Source organism: Streptomyces sp. NPDC058877, assembly GCF_042742855.1.
In the GTDB taxonomy this organism is placed as follows: Bacteria; Actinomycetota; Actinomycetes; order Streptomycetales; family Streptomycetaceae; genus Streptomyces.
On record NZ_JBHYMF010000147.1, the window covers coordinates 1 to 17,637 of the forward strand.

Here is a 17,637-nt window from a genome sequence, read left to right on the forward strand (position 1 = left end):
GGGCGCCCCTCCTACCATGTGCGGCGGACGGCTCAGGCCTTGACGCGGACCTCCTTGCGGAACTTGGCGGTGAGGGCCGCGGCGTCCTCGGCGGAACCGGCCTTGCCCGTCAGCAAGGCGGCGGTGTCGACCGGGATGACGAGGCCCACCGTGCTGTGGTCGGCCCACACGCACATCGTCAGGGTCATCGCCGGAGTGCTCGCAGAGGGGTCCGCCTTGGTCGTGAGCTGCTGGCACTTCAGGATCGCGCCATCGAGCCCGGCCGGCTCGTACGCCCGGGGGCTCCCGATCACCTGCGGTACCTCGGTGCTGCCCTTGTCCTTCTCCGCCTCGGCCTTGGTGGTGGCGAAGATGGAGTCGACGACCTTCTCGGGGTCGTCGATCGTGCCGTACAAGCCGTTGAAGGAGAGGATCTTGCCCCCGAGGGGGTTGGAAGGGTCCTTCACCTGGTAGGAGGCGCCGACCTGGGTGGCGTTCTCGACGCCGTTCTTCTCGGCTTCCCGTAGGGACTTCTTGTCGGAGGAGCTCTCCTTGCCCGGGGTCTTCTGGTACTCGCCGAGCACCGTCTCCGGCGTGATCAGCTTGTGCGGACCGTCGTCCGCGACCGAGGAACCCCCGCCGCCGAGCAGGAAGTACGCGCCCACGCCGATGGCCGCCACCACCGCGACCGCGCCGATGATCCAGCCGGCCCTGGACTTCTTCGGGGCCGGCGGCCGGGGCGGATAGCCGCCGGGACCCTGGGGCGCACCGTACTGCGGTGGCTGGCCGTAGGGGCCCGGCTGCTGCGGTTGGCCGTAGGGACCGGGCTGCGGCGGGTAGCCGTACGGCTGTTGGGGAGGAACGCCCTGCGGGGTCTGCGGCGGGTATCCGTAACCCGGTTGCGGGGCCTGCGGCTGCCCATACGGACCGGGCTGTGGCGGCTGGCCGTAGGGGCTCGGCTGCGGTGGCTGGCCGTAGGGGCCGGGCTGCTGGGGCGGCTGCCCGCCGTATGGGCCCGGCTGGTTGTAGCTCATCGACAGGTTCCCCTCACAGGATGTTCACGCGTGCCGAACATCCTGTCGGAACCGCGGGCGGCGAAGTGCGGTGGGGGCCACACCGTTACGGAACCAAAGCGTTTCAGGACCGGGCCGCCGCACCCCTAAACTGACCCCGTGACCGAGAACACTCAGCAGCAGACAGCAGCCACCACCGAATTGCCGACCACCTATGCGCCGGCCGAGGTAGAAGGGCCGCTGTACGAGCGCTGGGTAGACCGGGGGTACTTCACCGCCGACGCGAAGTCCGACAAGCCGCCGTACACCATCGTCATCCCGCCGCCGAACGTCACGGGCGCCCTCCACCTGGGCCACGCCTTCCAGGTGACGCTCATGGACGCCCTGACCCGCCGCAAGCGGATGCAGGGCTTCGAGACGCTCTGGCTGCCGGGCATGGACCACGCCGGCATCGCCACCCAGAACAAGGTCGAGCAGCAGCTCGCCGAGGAGGGCAAGTCCCGCCACGACCTGGGGCGCGAGGAGTTCGTCGAGCGCGTCTGGCAGTGGAAGGACGAGTACGGCGGCCGGATCCTCGGACAGTTGCGCCGCCTCGGTGCCGGTCTCGACTGGTCGCGCGAGCGCTTCACCATGGACGAGGGCCTGTCCCGGGCCGTCCAGAAGATCTTCAAGGACCTCTACGAAGACGGCTTGATCTACCGTGCCGAGCGCATCATCAACTGGTGCCCCCGCTGCCTGACGGCCATTTCCGACATCGAGGTCGAGTACCAGGACGACGCCGGCGAGCTCGTCTCCATCCGGTACGGCGAGGGCGAGGACTCCCTGGTCGTCGCGACGACCCGTGCCGAGACGATGCTCGGCGACACCGCCGTCGCCGTCCACCCGGACGACGAGCGGTACAAGCACCTGGTCGGCAAGGAGATCAAGCTCCCGCTGACGGACCGTAGGATCCCGGTCGTCGCCGACACGCACGTCGACCCGGAGTTCGGCACCGGCGCCGTCAAGGTGACCCCGGCGCACGACCCGAACGACTTCGAGATCGGCCGCCGCCACGACCTGCCGTCCCTGACGGTCATGGACGAACACGGCGTCATCACCGTCCACGGCCCCTTCCTCGGCCTGGACCGCTTCGAAGCCCGCTCGGCGATCGTCGGCGCGCTCAAGGAGCAGGGCCGGATCGTCGCCGAGAAGCGCCCCTACATGCACTCGGTGGGGCACTGCTCGCGCTGCAAGACGACCGTCGAGCCGCGCCTGTCGATGCAGTGGTGGGTCAAGGTCGGCCCGCTGGCACAGGCCGCCGGCGATGCCGTCCGCGACGGCTCCGTCGAGATCCATCCGAAGGAGCTCTCCAAGCGTTACTTCGACTGGGTCGACAACATGCACGACTGGTGCATCTCGCGCCAGCTGTGGTGGGGCCACCGCATCCCGATCTGGTACGGCCCGGAGGGCGAGGTCGTCTGCGTCGGCCCCGACGACGAGGCCCCCACGGGCGAGGGCTGGACCCAGGACCCCGATGTCCTCGACACCTGGTTCTCCTCGGGCCTGTGGCCGTTCTCCACGCTGGGCTGGCCGGAGCGGACCCCGGACCTGGCCAAGTTCTACTCGACCGACGTCCTGCTCACCGGCCACGACATCATCTTCTTCTGGGTGGCCCGGATGATGATGTTCGGCCTGTACGCGATGGACGGCGAGGTCCCGTTCAAGACGGTCGCCCTCACCGGCCTCGTCCGGGACGAGTTCGGCAAGAAGATGTCGAAGTCCAACCCGAACGCGGTCGACCCCTTGGACTGGATGGACGCGTACGGCTCCGACGCCGTCCGCTTCACCCTGGCCAAGGGCGCCAACCCGGGCGCTGACGTCCCGATCGGCGAGGACTGGGTCCAGGCGTCCCGGAACTTCGCCAACAAGATCTGGAACGCCACCCGCTTCGCGATGATGAACGGCGCCACGATCGAGGGCCCGCTGCCGGATGCCGCCGAGATGTCGGCGACCGACCGCTGGATCCTGTCCCGCCTCAACGAGACGGTCGCGCAGGTCGACGCGCTCTACGACGACTTCCAGTTCGCCAAGCTCAGCGAGGCGCTCTACCACTTCGCCTGGGACGAGGTCTTCGCCTGGTACGTGGAGCTCTCGAAGACCACGTTCTTCGCCGGTGGCGAGGGCGCCAAGGTCTCCGGCCGGGTCCTCGGCGAGGTCCTGGACGTCATGCTGCGCCTGCTGCACCCGATCGTCCCGTTCGTCACCGACACCCTCTGGACCACCCTCACCGGTGGTGAGTCCCTGGTGATCGCCGACTGGCCCGAGGACTCGGGCTTCCGCGACAAGGCCGCGGAGCAGGAGATCGAGCTGGTCCAGCAGGTCGTCACCGAGGTCCGCCGCTTCCGCAAGGAGCAGGGCCTGAACGACGGCCAGAAGGTTCCCGCCCGCCTGGAGCTGGCCGGCACCGCGCTCGCCCCGCACGAGGCCGCCATCCGCCAGCTGCTGCGCCTCCAGCCGGAGGGCGAGGGCTTCGCCGCCACCGCCTCCCTGCCGGTCGCCGGTGCCACCGTCGCGCTCGACCTCTCGGGCACGATCGACGTCGCCGCCGAGCGCAAGCGCCTCGCCAAGGACCTGGCCGCCGCCGAGAAGGAGAAGGCCCAGGCCGAGGGCAAGCTCGGCAACGAGGCCTTCCTGGCCAAGGCCCCGGACAACGTGGTCGACAAGATCCGCACCCGCCTCGCCAAGGCGGACGAGGACATCGCCCGCATCCAGGCCCAGCTGAAGAAGCTGCCGCAGGCCTGATCCGCACGAGGGAGGGGCCCGGAACCGGTCATCGGTTCCGGGCCCCCCTTCGTGCCCCGGGGCCGTACCCGCCGGACGAAGTGCCCGATCCCACACCAGAACGGGCGTCAGGTCCACGCCGCCGCCACGGAAGACCCGGGATGATGGAAGGCATGCTCCGCCTTCCTGCCGTCCCCGCGCTGCGCCGTTGCGCGGACCGGTGGGCGGTGTCGCCCCGTGCGCTGGACGTCGTCGCCGCACTCAGTGCCTTCGGCCTGATGGTCCTGGACGTTCCCGGGCTGGCCCGGGCCGACAACCCCCTGACCGGGGTCACCGCGACCCTCGTCCTGGCGGCCGGTGCGGCCACCCTCGTGCTGCGGCGCCGACTGCCCTGGGTGCCGTACGCGGTGGCGCTCGGCCTGATGGGGTGGCTGCACGAACTGACCATGATCCAGTTCGCGCTGTACTCGATCGGTCGCTTCCGGGGCCGGCGCGCCGCGGTCGCCGCGACCCTCCTGTACATCGGCCTGGCGTACCTCCTGTTCCTGACGCCCGGCTGGACCGCCCGGCACGGCGACGCCCTCAGCGACTTCCTCAGCCTGGTGGTCCCGATCGGCGTCCTCGCGGCGGGCGTGGGCATCGCCGCGTACCGCCAGGACCTGGTCCGCGCCCTTGAGGCCGAGCGCCGCGAGGCCGCCGCCCGGCAGGCCGTGCAGGAGGAGAGGATCTCCGTCGGCCGGGACGTCCACGACCTGGTCGGCCGTGAGCTCACCGTCCTCGCGGTGCGGGCCGAGGTGCTCGCGGTGCGGGCCCGGGGAGAGGCCCACCAGAAGGACTTCGAGGAGCTCGCGGACACCGCCCGGCGCGCCCACCTCATGCTCAACGAAACGGTCGTCCGCCGCGCCGACCGGGACACCGCGACCCCAGGCCTCGAAGGGCTCGCCGCGCTCGCCGGAGAGAGCGAGCGGATGGGCAACCCCGTCGAACTGGCCGTGGTCGACGGGGCCGAGGCGCTGTCCCCGATCCGGCAGGCGGCAGTCCACCGGGTCGTCCGGGAGTGCCTCACGAACGTCGCCAAGCACGCGCCCGGCCTTCCGGCCACGGTCGAGATCACGATGGACGGCCCCGACCTCCGGATCGAGGTGCGCAACCCCCTGCCGAAGACCCCGCCGGAGCCTCCTCCCGTCTCGACCGGCACCGGCCTGCTCTCCATGGAGGAGCGGGTCACCAGCATGGGCGGCACGCTGAGGGCCCGCCGGGAGGACGGCTTCTACCGGGTGACGGCGCTGCTCCCGACGAGCCTGCGGCAGTGACGCGCACCGGACGGCCGTGGCCCACCCGGCACGCCGTCCCGTGTCCATGATCGTCGGTTATGCCCGGTCGACGCGGCGGTGGACGCACCGGGCGTTCCGAAAGGGGTGGGTCCACGGCCCCGTCGGCCGCCCTCCGTAGACTGGGCGCGTGAGTGAGCCGAGCGATCAGCGTGACGACCAGTTCGACGACCAGTTCGACGCCATCGTCGACGCAGCAGTGACACCCGCCGCCGACGCGGTGGGCGACCGAGACCCCGACCTGGCGGTGATCGAGGCCGGCAGCCGTACCCTGCGCGCCCAGGCGGGGCCTCCCCAGGGGGACCCCGTGCCCAGCCGCCCCGAGGACCCCGAGCTGGACGAGGCGCTGCGCGAGGTCGAGACCGAGCTGTCCACCCGTTGGGGCGAGACCAAGCTGGAGCCCTCGGTCACCCGGATCGCCGCCCTCATGGACGTCCTCGGCGAGCCGCAGCGCGCGTACCCCTCGATCCACATCACCGGCACCAACGGCAAGACGTCGACGGCCCGCATGATCGAGGCCCTGCTCGGCGCCTTCGAACTGCGCACCGGGCGCTACACCTCGCCACACGTGCAGACCATCACCGAGCGGATCAGTCTGGACGGCGCCCCGATCTCCGCCGAGCGGTTCATCGAGACGTACCGGGACGTCAAGCCGTACGTGGAGATGGTCGATGCCCGCGAGGAGTACCGGCTCTCCTTCTTCGAGGTCCTGACCGGCATGGCGTACGCGGCCTTCGCGGACGCCCCGGTGGACGTGGCGGTCGTCGAGGTCGGCATGGGCGGCACGTGGGACGCGACGAACGTCATCGACGGATCCGTCGCCGTCGTCACCCCCATCGACCTCGACCACACCGACCGGCTCGGCGGGACGACCGCCGAGATCGCCGGCGAGAAGTCCGGGATCATCAAGCAGGGCGCGACCGTCATCCTGGCCCAGCAGCCGGTCGACGCGGCCCAGGTCCTGCTGAAGAAGGCCGTCGAGGCGGACGCGACCGTGGCCCGCGAGGGCATGGAGTTCGGCGTCGCCTCCCGTGAGGTCGCGGTCGGCGGCCAGCTCCTCACCCTGCGCGGCCTCGGCGGCGAGTACGACAACGTCTTCCTTCCGCTGCACGGCGCTTACCAGGCGCACAACGCGGCGGTGGCGCTCGCGGCGGTCGAGGCGTTCTTCGGGATCGGCGCGGAGCACGCCAGGACCCTGGACGTGGACACCGTCCGGCAGGCCTTCGCCCGGGTGGCCTCGCCCGGCCGCCTGGAGATCGTCCGCTCCTCGCCGACCGTCATCCTGGACGCCGCGCACAATCCGCACGGCGCCCGGGCCACGGCGGAGGGCATCAGTGAGGCCTTCGGCTTCTCCCGGCTCATCGGCGTGCTCTCCACCAGCGCCGACAAGGACGCCAAGGGCGTTCTGGAGGCCTTCGAGCCGCTGCTCGCCGAGGTCGTGATCACGACCAACTCCAACCCGCGGGCCACCGACGTGGACGCGCTCGCCGCGATCGCGGTCGAGGTCTTCGGAGAGGACCGGGTCGTCGTCGAGCCGCGGCTGCCCGATGCCATCGAAGCGGCGATCACCCTCGCGGAGGAAGAGGCCGAGTACGGCGGCGCGGGCGTCCTGGTGACCGGTTCGATCTTCACGGTCGGCGATGCCCGGCTGCTGCTGCGAAGGGGCTGAACCCGATGCGTACGCTCTGTTCCTCCACGCTCATCGGCGAGTTCTTCGTGATCGGCTTCGCCGGGCTCGTCGCCATGAAGGACGACTCCCTCGCGATGTCCACCGTGTGGTGGGTGTGCGGGACCGCGATGGTCCTCTCGGTGCTGCTGTGCGGGATGATCACCCGGCCCGGTGGGGTGCAGCTCGGCTGGATGCTCCAGGTCGGGCTGGTCGCCAGCGGTTTCTTCGTGCCCGTGATGTTCGTCCTGGGGGCGGTCTTCGCCGTCCTGTGGTGGTGCTCGGTGCACTACGGCCGGAAGGTCGACGAGATCAAGGCGGGTTGGGCGGCGTCGCAGGCCGCCCAGGCCTCGGCAGGGCCTGACGCTGCGTAATCGTAGGACGTGCGGGCCCTGTAGCCTCTGAGGCCCGCACACTGCTTTTCCTAAGGAGTACCCCGTGAGCCAGCGATCGCTCGTCCTGCTCAAGCCGGACGCCGTCCGCCGTGGTCTGATCGGTGAGGTCATCGGCCGCATCGAGCGCAAGGCCGGCTGGACCATCACGGCCCTGGAACTGCGCACGCTGGACCAGGACACGCTGGAGCAGCACTACGGCGAGCACAAGGGCAAGCCCTTCTACGAGCCGCTGATGGGCTTCATGCAGTCCGGCCCGGTCGTCGCGCTCGTGGTCGAGGGCGAGCGGGTCATCGAGGGCCTGCGCACCCTTGCCGGTCCGACCGACCCCATCGCTGCCGCACCGGGCTCCATCCGCGGTGACTTCGGCACCATCGTCCGCGAGAACCTGATCCACGCCTCGGACTCCGAGGAGTCCGCAGCGCGCGAGCTGAAGATCTTCTTCCCGGGCCTCGCCTGATCTGACTCCGAGTCAGCCGAACGGCAGCAGCCTGTGGGGCGACCGAAGGAATTCGGCCGCCCCCAGGCATATGAACGCCAATCCCGGGAACGGATCGCCGCGTCCTTCCGTCACCTCTACTACGGAGGCGGGCCACCTCGCACAGGGGTGGACCAGCGCGCGCCATCCGTGCGGGCGGCACTACGATGGAAAACTCCACGCCGCACCACTCTCAGCCATGGGAAATCAAGGGGAACTCAATGTCGTTCATCGGCCGTGACATGGCTGTCGACCTCGGGACCGCCAACACGCTGGTGTACGTCAGGGGTCGAGGCATCGTCCTGAACGAGCCGTCCGTCGTCGCCATCAACACCAACACCGGGGGAATCCTCGCGGTCGGTGCGGAGGCGAAGAAGATGATCGGCCGGACCCCCGGCAACATCGTCGCCGTGCGCCCGCTCAAGGACGGTGTGATCGCCGACTTCGAGATCACCGAGCGGATGCTCCGCTACTTCATCCTCAAGATCCACAAGCGCCGCTACCTGGCCCGCCCCCGCGTCGTCGTCTGCGTTCCCTCCGGCATCACCGGAGTGGAGCGCCGCGCCGTCATCGAGGCGTCGACCCAGGCCGGTGCCCGTCAGGTCCACATCATCGAGGAGCCCATGGCGGCGGCCATCGGCTCGGGCCTCCCCGTCCACGAGGCCACCGGCAACATGGTCGTCGACATCGGTGGCGGCACCACCGAAGTCGCCGTCATCTCCCTCGGCGGAATCGTCACGGCACAGTCCATCCGGGTCGCGGGCGACGAGCTGGACAACGCCATCATCCAGCACATCAAGAAGGAGTACTCGCTCCTCCTCGGTGAGCGCACCGCCGAGCAGATCAAGATCACCATCGGCTCCGCCTACGACCTCGACAAGGACGAGCACACCGAGATCCGCGGTCGCGACCTCGTCTCCGGGCTTCCCAAGACCGTGGTCATCTCCGCCGCCGAGGTCCGCAAGGCCATCGAGGAGCCGGTCAACGCGATCGTCGACGCCGTGAAGACCACCCTCGACAAGTGCCCGCCGGAGCTCTCCGGTGACGTCATGGACCGTGGCATCGTTCTCACGGGTGGCGGTGCCCTGCTGCGCGGCCTCGACGAGCGACTCCGCCGCGAGACCGGCATGCCGATCCACATCGCCGAAGACCCGCTGGACTCCGTCGCGCTCGGTTCCGGCAAGTGCGTGGAGGAGTTCGAGGCGCTCCAGCAGGTCCTCGACGCACAGCCCCGCCGCTAGTACCGCAGCACCCGACGTAGTACAACCGAACAACCGGACCACGAGGAAAGGCACGGCCGCCGCACGTGAGGGACACACGAGAGAGCCGGCTGCTCCTGGTGCTGCTGATCGCCATCGCGTTCGCATTGATCACGGTGGACATCCGCGGCGGCCAGGAGTCGCCCGTCGACGGTGCCCGACAGGCCGCAGCGGCGGTCTTCGGTCCCGTCGAGAACGGCGTGGCGGCCGCCGTCGACCCGGTCGCCCACGCCATAGGCGCGGTACGGGACTCCGGCGAGCGGCACACCCGGATCGCCGCCCTGGAGAAGGAGAACGCCGAGCTCAAGGCGAAGCTCGGCAGCGACGACCGCAACCGCAACCGGCTGCGGGAGCTCGACTCCATGCTGAAGACCGCCGGTGCCGGCCAGTACGGCATCAAGGGTGCCCAGGTCATCGCCATAGGGGCGGCCCAGGGCTTCTCCTGGACCGTCACCATCGACATCGGCAGCCGCGACGGCATCACCCGGGACATGACCGTGCTCAACGGCGCCGGGCTCGTCGGCCGCGTCACCACCGTCGGCCCCACCACCTCCACGGTGCTCCTCGCCAACGATCCCGACTTCACCGTCGGCACCCGCATGGAGAAGAGCGACGAACTCGGCTTCGCCACCGGCCGGGGCGACAGCCCCCTCCTGGTCCAACTCCTCAACGGCAAGGCCAAGGTCGAACCCGGCGACCGGCTCGTCACCTTCGGTTCGCGCGCCGACAAGCCCTTCGTCCCCGGCGTCCCGGTCGGCGAGGTCGTCCGCGTCGACCCGGCGGGTGGCGGCCTGACCCGCAACATCTACGTCCGCCCGTACGTCGGCTTCACCAAGCTCGACATCGTCGGCGTCGTGGTCCAGGCCCCGCGCTCGGACCCCCGGGACACGGTCCTCCCGCAGAAGCCCAAGCCCGCGCCGACCGTCACCGTCACGGTCACGCCGACGCCCCCGGACGGGCAGCGGACGAACCAGCAGGACCGGGCCCAGAACCAGAACGACGCCCAGAGCGACCAGCAGGCGCGGCAGGACCAGGGGGACGCAACACCGTGAAGTTCAACCGCATCCTCCTCTCCGCCACCCTGATCGTCGTCGCCCTGGTCGTCCAGGTCTCCGTCCTGGCCCGCCTCCAGCTCCCCGGAGCCGTCCCCGACCTCGTCCTCCTCACCGTCGTCGGCCTCGCCCTCGTCTACGGACACGTCAGCGGTGCCCTCATCGGCTTCACCGCCGGTCTCCTCGCCGACCTCGCCCCGCCCGCCGACCACGCCGCCGGCCGCTACGCCCTGGTGCTCTGCCTCGTCGGCTACCTCGTCGGCCTCGCCAGGCCGGACAACGGCCGGCTGACCTCCGCGACCGGTCCGATGGCCGTCGTCGTCGCCGCAGCCGTCGGCTCCACCCTGCTCTACGCGGGCGTCGGAGCCCTCGTCGGAGACACCGCCGCCCGCCATGTCGGCCTCGGCTTCCTGCTGTTCACCGCGGCCCTGTACGACCTGCTCCTCGCGCCCTTCACCGTGCCGCTGATCATGGCCCTCGCGCGCCGTGCCGAGAACGATCCGCTCACCGACTCCGGCGGGGGCAACAGCGCGGACGTCGCCTCCGGTTGGCTCTCCTCCGGCACCGGTCTCAGGATCGGCGCCCAGCGCGGCGGGCTGCGCGTGAAGGCCGCACGGAACCGCGCCTCACGGGCCGGACGCATCAAGGGAGTCAAGCGACTGTGACCGAGGGGGCAACGGCAGCATGAGCAACATTCCCGAGACCGGGCGGACCCCCCGGGTCCAGATCCGGCTCGTCGTCATCCAGATCCTCGTCTTCTCGCTGCTCTTCACCCTGGGCGGCCGGCTCTGGTACCTCCAGATCCGCAACGGCAAGGAATACACCGACGAGGCGAAGAACAACCACGTCCAGCAGGTCGTCCAGCCCGCCGTCCGCGGCTCCATCCTCGACGCCCGCGGGGTTCCGCTCGCCGACAACGAGACCCGCCTCGTCGTCTCCGCCTCCCGCACCGAGCTCATGAAGATGGAGGACGACGGGAAGGCCGTCCTCACCCGGCTCGCCGGCGTCCTCGACATGAAGCCCCAGGACGTCATCAACAAGATCCGGCTCTGCGACTCCAAGACGCCCAAGCCCTGCTGGAACGGCTCCCCGTACCAGCCGATCCCGGTCACCGACGAGGCCACCACCCAGCAGGCCCTCCAGATCCGCGAGCGCGCCGAGGACTTCCCCGGCATCACCGCGGAGCCCACCGCCGTCCGCCGCTACCCGGCCCCCGGCGAAGCCCGTACCTCCCAGGTCCTCGGCTACCTCTCGCCCGTCACCGACGCCGAGATCGAGAAGGCCAAGGACACCGATTCGCCGTTCCTCCGTTCCGACCAGGTCGGCCGGTCGGGCCTGGAGCGCACCTACGACAAGGAACTGCGCGGCAAGGCCGGAGTCACCCGCTACGAGGTCGACAACCTCGGCCGGGTCATCGGCCAGGCCAAGAGCGACCCCGCCGTCCCCGGCGCCAACGTCATCACCTCGATCGACGCCCGCGTGCAGGCGGTCGCCGAGTGGGAGCTCCACAACGCGATGGTCGAGGCCCGCAAGGTCCACGACCGGAACACCAACGAGAACTACAAGGCCGACGCCGGCGCCGTCGTCGTCATGGAGGCGAAGACCGGCCGCATCGTGGCCATGGCCTCGCAGCCCGACTACGACCCCAACGCCTGGGTCGGCGGCATCTCCGCCAAGGACTACGCGGCCCTCACCGGCAAGAACTCCAACTTCCCGCTGCTCAACCGGGCCATCCAGGGCCAGGCGGCCCCCGGCTCGATCTTCAAGGTCGTCTCGTCCACCGCGGCCGTCAGTGCCGGGTACGACTTCAACGGCCGCTACCCCTGCCCGTCCTCGTACTCCATCGGCGGCCAGGTCTTCAAGAACTTCGAGTCCCAGGGCCACGGCAACATCACCCTCGGCCAGGCCCTCGAAGTCTCCTGCGACACCGTCTACTACGCGCTCTCCCACCAGCAGTGGCTCAAAGACGGCGGGATGAAGCCGAAGAAGGACGCCAAGGACTGGTTCTACACGACGGCCCATCAGTTCGGCCTCGGCACCGAGACCGGCATCGACCTCCCCAACGAAGTCACCGGCCGGGTCCCGGACCGCCAGTGGAAGCAGAAGTTCTGGGAGGCCAACAAGGACTACTGGTGCAAGATCGGCAAGCGCGGCGGAACCTACGTCGAGCAGCTCTCGTACGAGAACTGCCTCGAAGGCAACCTGATGCGCGCCGGTGACTCCGTCAACTACTCCATCGGCCAGGGCGACACCCTCGTCACCCCCATCCAGATGGCCACCATCTACGCCGCCATCTCCAACGGCGGCACCCTGTGGAACCCGACCGTCGGCAAGGCGGTCGTCAGCCCCGACGGCAAGACGGTCACCGAGATCGAGCCCGAGTCCCACGGCAGGCTGCCGATGACCGCCAAGACGCGCGACTTGATAGACGAAGCCCTCGCCGGCGTCGCCACCCGCGGCACCGCCGCCTGGCGCTTCGCCCAGGTCGGTTGGCCACAGGACAAGATCCCGATGCACGCCAAGACCGGCACCGCCGAGGTCTACGGCAAGCAGACGACCTCCTGGTTCGCCACGTACACCGAGGACTACGCGATCGTCATGACGATCTCCCAGGGCGGTACCGGCTCCGGAGCCTCCGGCCCCGCGGTGCGCAACATCTACGACGCGCTCTACGGCCTCGACGACGCCGGCAACCAGGACCTCAAGCGGGCCCTGCTGCCGCAGCCGCAGAAGGCCCTGCCGAAGATCGAGGCGGACGGCTCCATCGACGCCCCCAAGATCAAGCCGTACGACCCCGACGCGCAGAAGGTCGACCCGAACGCGCCCTCGCGGGTCCAGGACGCCACCACCCCGGCCAGGAAGCCGGACGACGACCAGGCACTCGCGGGCCCGCCCGCCAGCCGGCTCTAGGGACTGAGGCCCATGACCGCACCCCACGGCTTCTCCGTCTCCCGGTACGCACCCGAACGCGGCACGCTCGCCAAGCTGGCCGCCCGCGACTCGGTGCTCCGCCGGCTCGACTGGCCGATCCTGCTCTCGGCGCTCGCCCTCTCCGGGATCGGCTCCCTGCTCGTCTGGTCCGCCACCCGGGGCCGCACCCAACTCAACAACGGCGACCCCTACTACTTCCTCTTCCGGCACCTCCTCAACACCGGCATCGGCTTCGCCCTGATGGTCGGCACGATCTGGCTCGGCCACCGCACCCTGCGCGGCGCCGTGCCGATCCTCTACGGCCTCTCCATCGTGCTGATCCTCGCGGTCCTCACCCCGCTCGGCGCCACCATCAACGGCGCCCACGCGTGGATCGTCGTCGGCGGCGGCTTCTCCCTCCAGCCCAGCGAGTTCGTGAAGATCACGATCATCCTCGGCATGGCGATGCTGCTGGCCGCCAAGGTCGACGCGGGAGACCAACTCCACCCCGACCACGGCACCGTCGCCAAGGCCCTGGCCCTGGCCGCCCTCCCCATGGGCATCGTCATGCTGATGCCCGACCTCGGCTCGGTCATGGTCATGGCGGTCATCGTGCTCGGCGTGCTCCTGGCCTCCGGCGCCTCCAACCGCTGGGTCCTCGGCCTGATCGGCGCGGGTGTCCTCGGCGCCGTCCTCGTCACCGCGCTCGGCATGCTCGACGAGTACCAGATCAACCGCTTCGCGGCCTTCGCCAACCCCGATCTCGACCCGGCCGGCGTCGGCTACAACACCAACCAGGCCCGCATCGCCATCGGCTCCGGGGGCCTCCTCGGCGCCGGACTCTTCAAGGGCTCGCAGACCACCGGGCAGTTCGTGCCCGAACAGCAGACCGACTTCGTCTTCACCGTCGCGGGCGAGGAGCTCGGCTTCGTCGGCGCCGGCCTGATCCTCGTCCTCCTCGGCATCGTCCTCTGGCGCGCCTGCCGGATCGCCCGCGAGACCACCGAGCTCTACGGCACGATCGTCGCGGCCGGAATCATCGCCTGGTTCGCCTTCCAGTCCTTCGAGAACATCGGGATGACCCTCGGCATCATGCCGGTCGCGGGCCTACCGCTGCCGTTCGTCTCCTACGGCGGCTCGTCCATGTTCGCGGTGTGGGTGGCGATCGGACTCCTCCAGTCGATCCGGGTCCAGCGGCCCATAACGGCCTGAGGGCCACTAGATTCGAGGCATGGCGGAGACCAAGCGCGAGATCGAGCGGAAGTACGAAGCCACCGGGGACACGGAACTGCCCGACCTCACCCGGGTGACCGGGGTCCTTGCCGTCCTCGACCGGGGCGTCGACGTCCTCGACGCGGTCTACCACGACACCCCGGACCTCCGACTGGCCGCCGCCTCGCTCACGCTCCGCCGCCGCACCGGCGGCCGGGACGCCGGCTGGCACCTCAAGTTCCCCGTGGCCTCCGGCATCCGCGACGAGGTCAGGGCCCCGCTCAGCGACGCCCTCCCGGGCGAGCTGGCGGGGCTCCTGAGGTCCAGGGTCCGCCACGCCGACGTCGTGCCCGTGGTACGGCTCCGCTCCCGGCGCGCCGTCCACCACCTGACGGCACCGGACGGCACCCTCCTCGCGGAGCTCTCCGTGGACACGGTCCACGCGGAACGCCTCCCGGGCGGGGAAGAGGCGAACTGGACCGAGGTCGAGGTCGAGCTCGCCGACGGCACCGACGACGAGACGATCCTCGACGCGATCGAGAAGCGCCTCAAGAAGGCGGGCATCCGCCGCTCGGCCTCCCCGTCGAAACTGGCCAGGGCCCTGGAAGAGACGGGCGGCGCCGCCACGGCCCCGGACGGGGCTCCGGCCGGACCGGATGAGCTGCCGGGCCCCGGCACCGCCGGGGCCGCCGTGCTCGCGTACGCACGGGAACAGGTCGAGGCGATCGTCGCGCTCGACCCCGCAGTCCGACGCGACCTGCCCGACGCCGTGCACCAGATGAGGGTCGCCTGCCGCCGTCTGCGCAGCGCCCTCAGGACGTACCGGAAGGTGCTCGACCGGACGGCCACCGACCCCGTCGGCGCCGAGCTGAAGTGGCTGGCCGGCGAACTGGGCGCCGCCCGCGACCAGGAGGTCCTGGTCGAGCGGCTGCGCCACGGGATCGACGCGCTGCCCCGCACCCTGCGGCTCGGCCCCGTCCGGCGCCGCCTGCGGATCTGGGGCACCGCCCAGGAACGCGACTCCCGGAGCCGCGCCCTCGCCGCCCTCGACTCCGAGCGGCACCTCGCCCTCCTCGACCGCCTCGACGCGCTGCTGACCGATCCGCCCCTGCGTCCCGCGGCCCGCGGGGACGCGACGAAGGTCCTCCCCCAGGCCGTGCTGCGCGATGACCGCCGCGTCGCCCGCCGGATCGAGCACGCCCTGTCCCTCGCCCCGGGCCGCGCCCGGGACCTCGCCCTCCACGACGCCCGCAAGGCCGCCAAGCGCGCCCGCTACGCCGCCGAGGTCGCCGTTCCGGTCCTCGGGAAACCCGCGAAGAAGCTCGCCTCCCGCTTGAAGGAGACCCAGTCGCTGCTCGGTGAGCACCAGGATGCCGTCGTCGCCCGCGAGACGCTGCGCACCCTTGCCGCGCAGGCTCACGGAGCTGGCGAATCCGCTTTCACCTGGGGACTTCTCTACGGGCGGGAGGAAGCCGCGGCCGCCGCCCGGGAGCGGGAACTCCCCGGGGTCTGGGCACGGGCCTCGGCCCCCGAACTCCGGGCGGCACTGACCCGCTGAGCACCGGGGTACGCTTGAGAGTCGCCCCCTGCCAGCTCACGAAGGTTCGAGATGTCTGCTGCCGAGTCTGTCTTCCCGCAGCTCGAAGCTCTGCTCCCGCACGTGCAGAAGCCGATTCAGTACGTCGGTGGAGAGCTGAACTCCACGGTCAAGCCGTGGGAGTCCGCCGACGTCCGCTGGGCGCTGATGTACCCGGACGCGTACGAGGTCGGTCTGCCCAACCAGGGCGTCATGATCCTCTACGAGGTGCTGAACGAGCGCGAGGGCGTCCTCGCCGAGCGCACCTACAGCGTGTGGCCGGACCTCGAAGAGCTGATGCGCGAGCACGACGTGCCGCAGTTCACGGTGGACAGCCACCGACCCGTCGGCGCCTTCGACGTCTTCGGCCTGAGCTTCTCCACGGAGCTGGGCTACACCAACATGCTCACGGCCCTCGACCTGGCGGGCATCCCGCTGGAGTCGAAGGACCGGACCGTCGACCACCCGATCGTGCTCGCCGGCGGCCACGCCGCGTTCAACCCCGAGCCGATCGCGGACTTCATCGACGCGGCCATCATCGGCGACGGCGAGCAGGCCGTCCTCGACATGACCGAGATCATCCGCCAGTGGAAGGCCGAGGGTCGCCCCGGCGGGCGAGAGGAGGTCCTCCTCCGTCTGGCGAAGACCGGCAGCGTCTACGTCCCGCGCTTCTACGACGTCGAGTACCTGCCGGACGGCCGCATCAGCCGTGTCGTGCCCAACCGGTCCGGCGTGCCGTGGCGCGTGTCCAAGCACACCGTCATGGACCTGGACGAGTGGCCGTACCCCAAGCAGCCCCTCGTCCCGCTCGCGGAGACCGTCCACGAGCGGATGTCCGTCGAGATCTTCCGCGGGTGCACCCGCGGCTGCCGCTTCTGCCAGGCCGGCATGATCACGCGCCCCGTGCGGGAGCGAAGCATCACCGGCATCGGCGAGATGGTGGACCGCGGTCTGAAGGCGACCGGCTTCGAGGAGGTCGGCCTGCTCTCGCTGTCCTCCGCGGACCACACCGAGATCGCCGACATCGCGAAGGGGCTGGCCGACCGGTACGAGGAGGACAAGATCGGCCTGTCCCTCCCGTCCACCCGGGTCGACGCCTTCAACGTCGACCTGGCCAACGAGCTGACCCGGAACGGTCGCCGCTCCGGCCTCACCTTCGCCCCCGAGGGCGGCTCCGAGCGGATGCGCAAGGTCATCAACAAGATGGTCTCGGAGGAGGACCTCATCCGGACCGTCTCCACCGCGTACGGCAACGGCTGGCGCCAGGTGAAGCTGTACTTCATGTGCGGCCTGCCGACGGAGACCGACGAGGACGTCCTCCAGATCGCCGACATGGCGATGAACGTGATCGCCGAGGGGCGCAAGGTCTCCGGCCAGAACGACATCCGCTGCACCGTCTCCATCGGCGGCTTCGTCCCCAAGCCGCACACCCCCTTCCAGTGGGCCCCGCAGCTGTCGGCCGAGGAGACGGACGAGCGCCTGCGCAAGCTCCGCGACAAGATCCGCGGCGACAAGAAGTACGGCCGCTCGATCGGCTTCCGCTACCACGACGGCAAGCCCGGCATCGTCGAGGGCCTGCTCTCCCGCGGAGACCGTCGCCTCGGCGCGGTCATCCGCGCGGTGTACGAGGACGGCGGCCGTTTCGACGGCTGGCGCGAGCACTTCTCGTACGACCGCTGGATGGAGTGCGCCGAGAAGACGCTTCCCGAGGTCGGCGTGGACGTCGCCTGGTACACCACCCGCGAGCGCACCTACGAAGAGGTCCTCCCCTGGGATCACCTGGACTCCGGTCTCGACAAGGACTGGCTCTGGGAGGACTGGCAGGACGCCCTCGACGAGACCGAGGTCGACGACTGCCGGTGGACGCCGTGCTTCGACTGCGGCGTGTGCCCGGCGATGCAGACCGAGATCCAGGTCGGCCCGACCGGCAAGAAGCTGCTGCCGCTGACGGTCGTCAAGTAGTCAACGGCCGGACGACGGCCCGGCCGGGGGCTCACCCCCGGCCGGGC

The 17,637-nt window shown here is 70.3% G+C and carries 13 protein-coding genes; 12 read left to right on the forward strand and 1 reads right to left on the reverse strand.

The window, feature by feature from the left end:
- Window positions 1-32 precede the first annotated feature (32 nt).
- On the reverse strand, window positions 33-1,013 hold the full coding sequence (locus ACFW2Y_RS26790) for a hypothetical protein (RefSeq protein WP_384884261.1): 981 nt from the start codon (window positions 1,011-1,013) through the stop codon (window positions 33-35).
- A gap of 138 nt (window positions 1,014-1,151) precedes the next feature.
- On the opposite strand from ACFW2Y_RS26790, the gene ACFW2Y_RS26795 reads away from it, so the two are divergent.
- The 12 genes from ACFW2Y_RS26795 (at window position 1,152) to ACFW2Y_RS26850 (ending at window position 17,590) form a co-directional block, all read left to right on the forward strand.
- Complete coding sequence (locus tag ACFW2Y_RS26795) at window positions 1,152-3,773, forward strand: valine--tRNA ligase (protein ID WP_384884264.1); 2,622 nt, start codon at window positions 1,152-1,154, stop codon at window positions 3,771-3,773.
- Window positions 3,774-3,925: 152 nt separating this feature from the next.
- Entirely contained in the window at window positions 3,926-5,065 is a 1,140-nt protein-coding gene (locus tag ACFW2Y_RS26800) for a sensor histidine kinase (protein WP_384884267.1), read from the forward strand.
- 148 nt (window positions 5,066-5,213) lie between these two features.
- Entirely contained in the window at window positions 5,214-6,752 is a 1,539-nt protein-coding gene (locus ACFW2Y_RS26805) for a bifunctional folylpolyglutamate synthase/dihydrofolate synthase (RefSeq protein ID WP_384884270.1), read from the forward strand.
- Between the two features lie 5 nt (window positions 6,753-6,757).
- Window positions 6,758-7,123, forward strand: coding sequence for a DUF4233 domain-containing protein (locus ACFW2Y_RS26810; protein ID WP_384884273.1), 366 nt, complete (start codon window positions 6,758-6,760; stop codon window positions 7,121-7,123).
- Between the two features lie 64 nt (window positions 7,124-7,187).
- The gene (ndk, locus tag ACFW2Y_RS26815; RefSeq protein ID WP_384884275.1) at window positions 7,188-7,601 is read left to right on the forward strand and encodes a nucleoside-diphosphate kinase; all 414 of its coding nucleotides are present in this window, start codon (window positions 7,188-7,190) and stop codon (window positions 7,599-7,601) included.
- 239 nt (window positions 7,602-7,840) lie between these two features.
- Entirely contained in the window at window positions 7,841-8,860 is a 1,020-nt protein-coding gene (locus tag ACFW2Y_RS26820) for a rod shape-determining protein (protein ID WP_017239313.1), read from the forward strand.
- 65 nt (window positions 8,861-8,925) lie between these two features.
- Window positions 8,926-9,930, forward strand: a complete 1,005-nt coding sequence (gene mreC, locus ACFW2Y_RS26825; RefSeq protein WP_384884278.1) for a rod shape-determining protein MreC — start codon at window positions 8,926-8,928, stop codon at window positions 9,928-9,930.
- Entirely contained in the window at window positions 9,927-10,595 is a 669-nt protein-coding gene (gene mreD, locus ACFW2Y_RS26830; RefSeq protein WP_384884280.1) for a rod shape-determining protein MreD, read from the forward strand. The genes mreC and mreD overlap by 4 nt, the downstream gene beginning before the upstream one ends.
- 19 nt (window positions 10,596-10,614) lie before the next feature.
- Entirely contained in the window at window positions 10,615-12,840 is a 2,226-nt protein-coding gene (mrdA, locus tag ACFW2Y_RS26835; RefSeq protein WP_384884282.1) for a penicillin-binding protein 2, read from the forward strand.
- 12 nt (window positions 12,841-12,852) lie between these two features.
- Window positions 12,853-14,052, forward strand: coding sequence for a rod shape-determining protein RodA (gene rodA / locus ACFW2Y_RS26840; RefSeq protein ID WP_384884285.1), 1,200 nt, complete (start codon window positions 12,853-12,855; stop codon window positions 14,050-14,052).
- Window positions 14,053-14,071: 19 nt separating this feature from the next.
- A complete protein-coding gene (locus tag ACFW2Y_RS26845; protein ID WP_384884288.1) occupies window positions 14,072-15,610 on the forward strand; it encodes a CHAD domain-containing protein in 1,539 nt (512 codons plus the stop codon).
- Between the two features lie 51 nt (window positions 15,611-15,661).
- On the forward strand, window positions 15,662-17,590 hold the full coding sequence (locus ACFW2Y_RS26850) for a TIGR03960 family B12-binding radical SAM protein (protein ID WP_384884291.1): 1,929 nt from the start codon (window positions 15,662-15,664) through the stop codon (window positions 17,588-17,590).
- Window positions 17,591-17,637: the final 47 nt, after the last annotated feature.

Bases quoted from the DNA above. Each gene is read 5' to 3' on its own strand.
- ACFW2Y_RS26790 (WP_384884261.1), bottom strand. From the start codon at position 1,013: ATGAGCTACAACCAGCCGGGCCCATACGGCGGGCAGCCGCCCCAGCAG.
- ACFW2Y_RS26800 (WP_384884267.1), top strand. From the start codon at position 3,926: ATGCTCCGCCTTCCTGCCGTCCCCGCGCTGCGCCGTTGCGCGGACCGG.
- ACFW2Y_RS26810 (WP_384884273.1), top strand. From the start codon at position 6,758: ATGCGTACGCTCTGTTCCTCCACGCTCATCGGCGAGTTCTTCGTGATC.
- ACFW2Y_RS26820 (WP_017239313.1), top strand. From the start codon at position 7,841: ATGTCGTTCATCGGCCGTGACATGGCTGTCGACCTCGGGACCGCCAAC.
- mrdA (WP_384884282.1), top strand. From the start codon at position 10,615: ATGAGCAACATTCCCGAGACCGGGCGGACCCCCCGGGTCCAGATCCGG.
- rodA (WP_384884285.1), top strand. From the start codon at position 12,853: ATGACCGCACCCCACGGCTTCTCCGTCTCCCGGTACGCACCCGAACGC.
- ACFW2Y_RS26845 (WP_384884288.1), top strand. From the start codon at position 14,072: ATGGCGGAGACCAAGCGCGAGATCGAGCGGAAGTACGAAGCCACCGGG.
- ACFW2Y_RS26850 (WP_384884291.1), top strand. From the start codon at position 15,662: ATGTCTGCTGCCGAGTCTGTCTTCCCGCAGCTCGAAGCTCTGCTCCCG.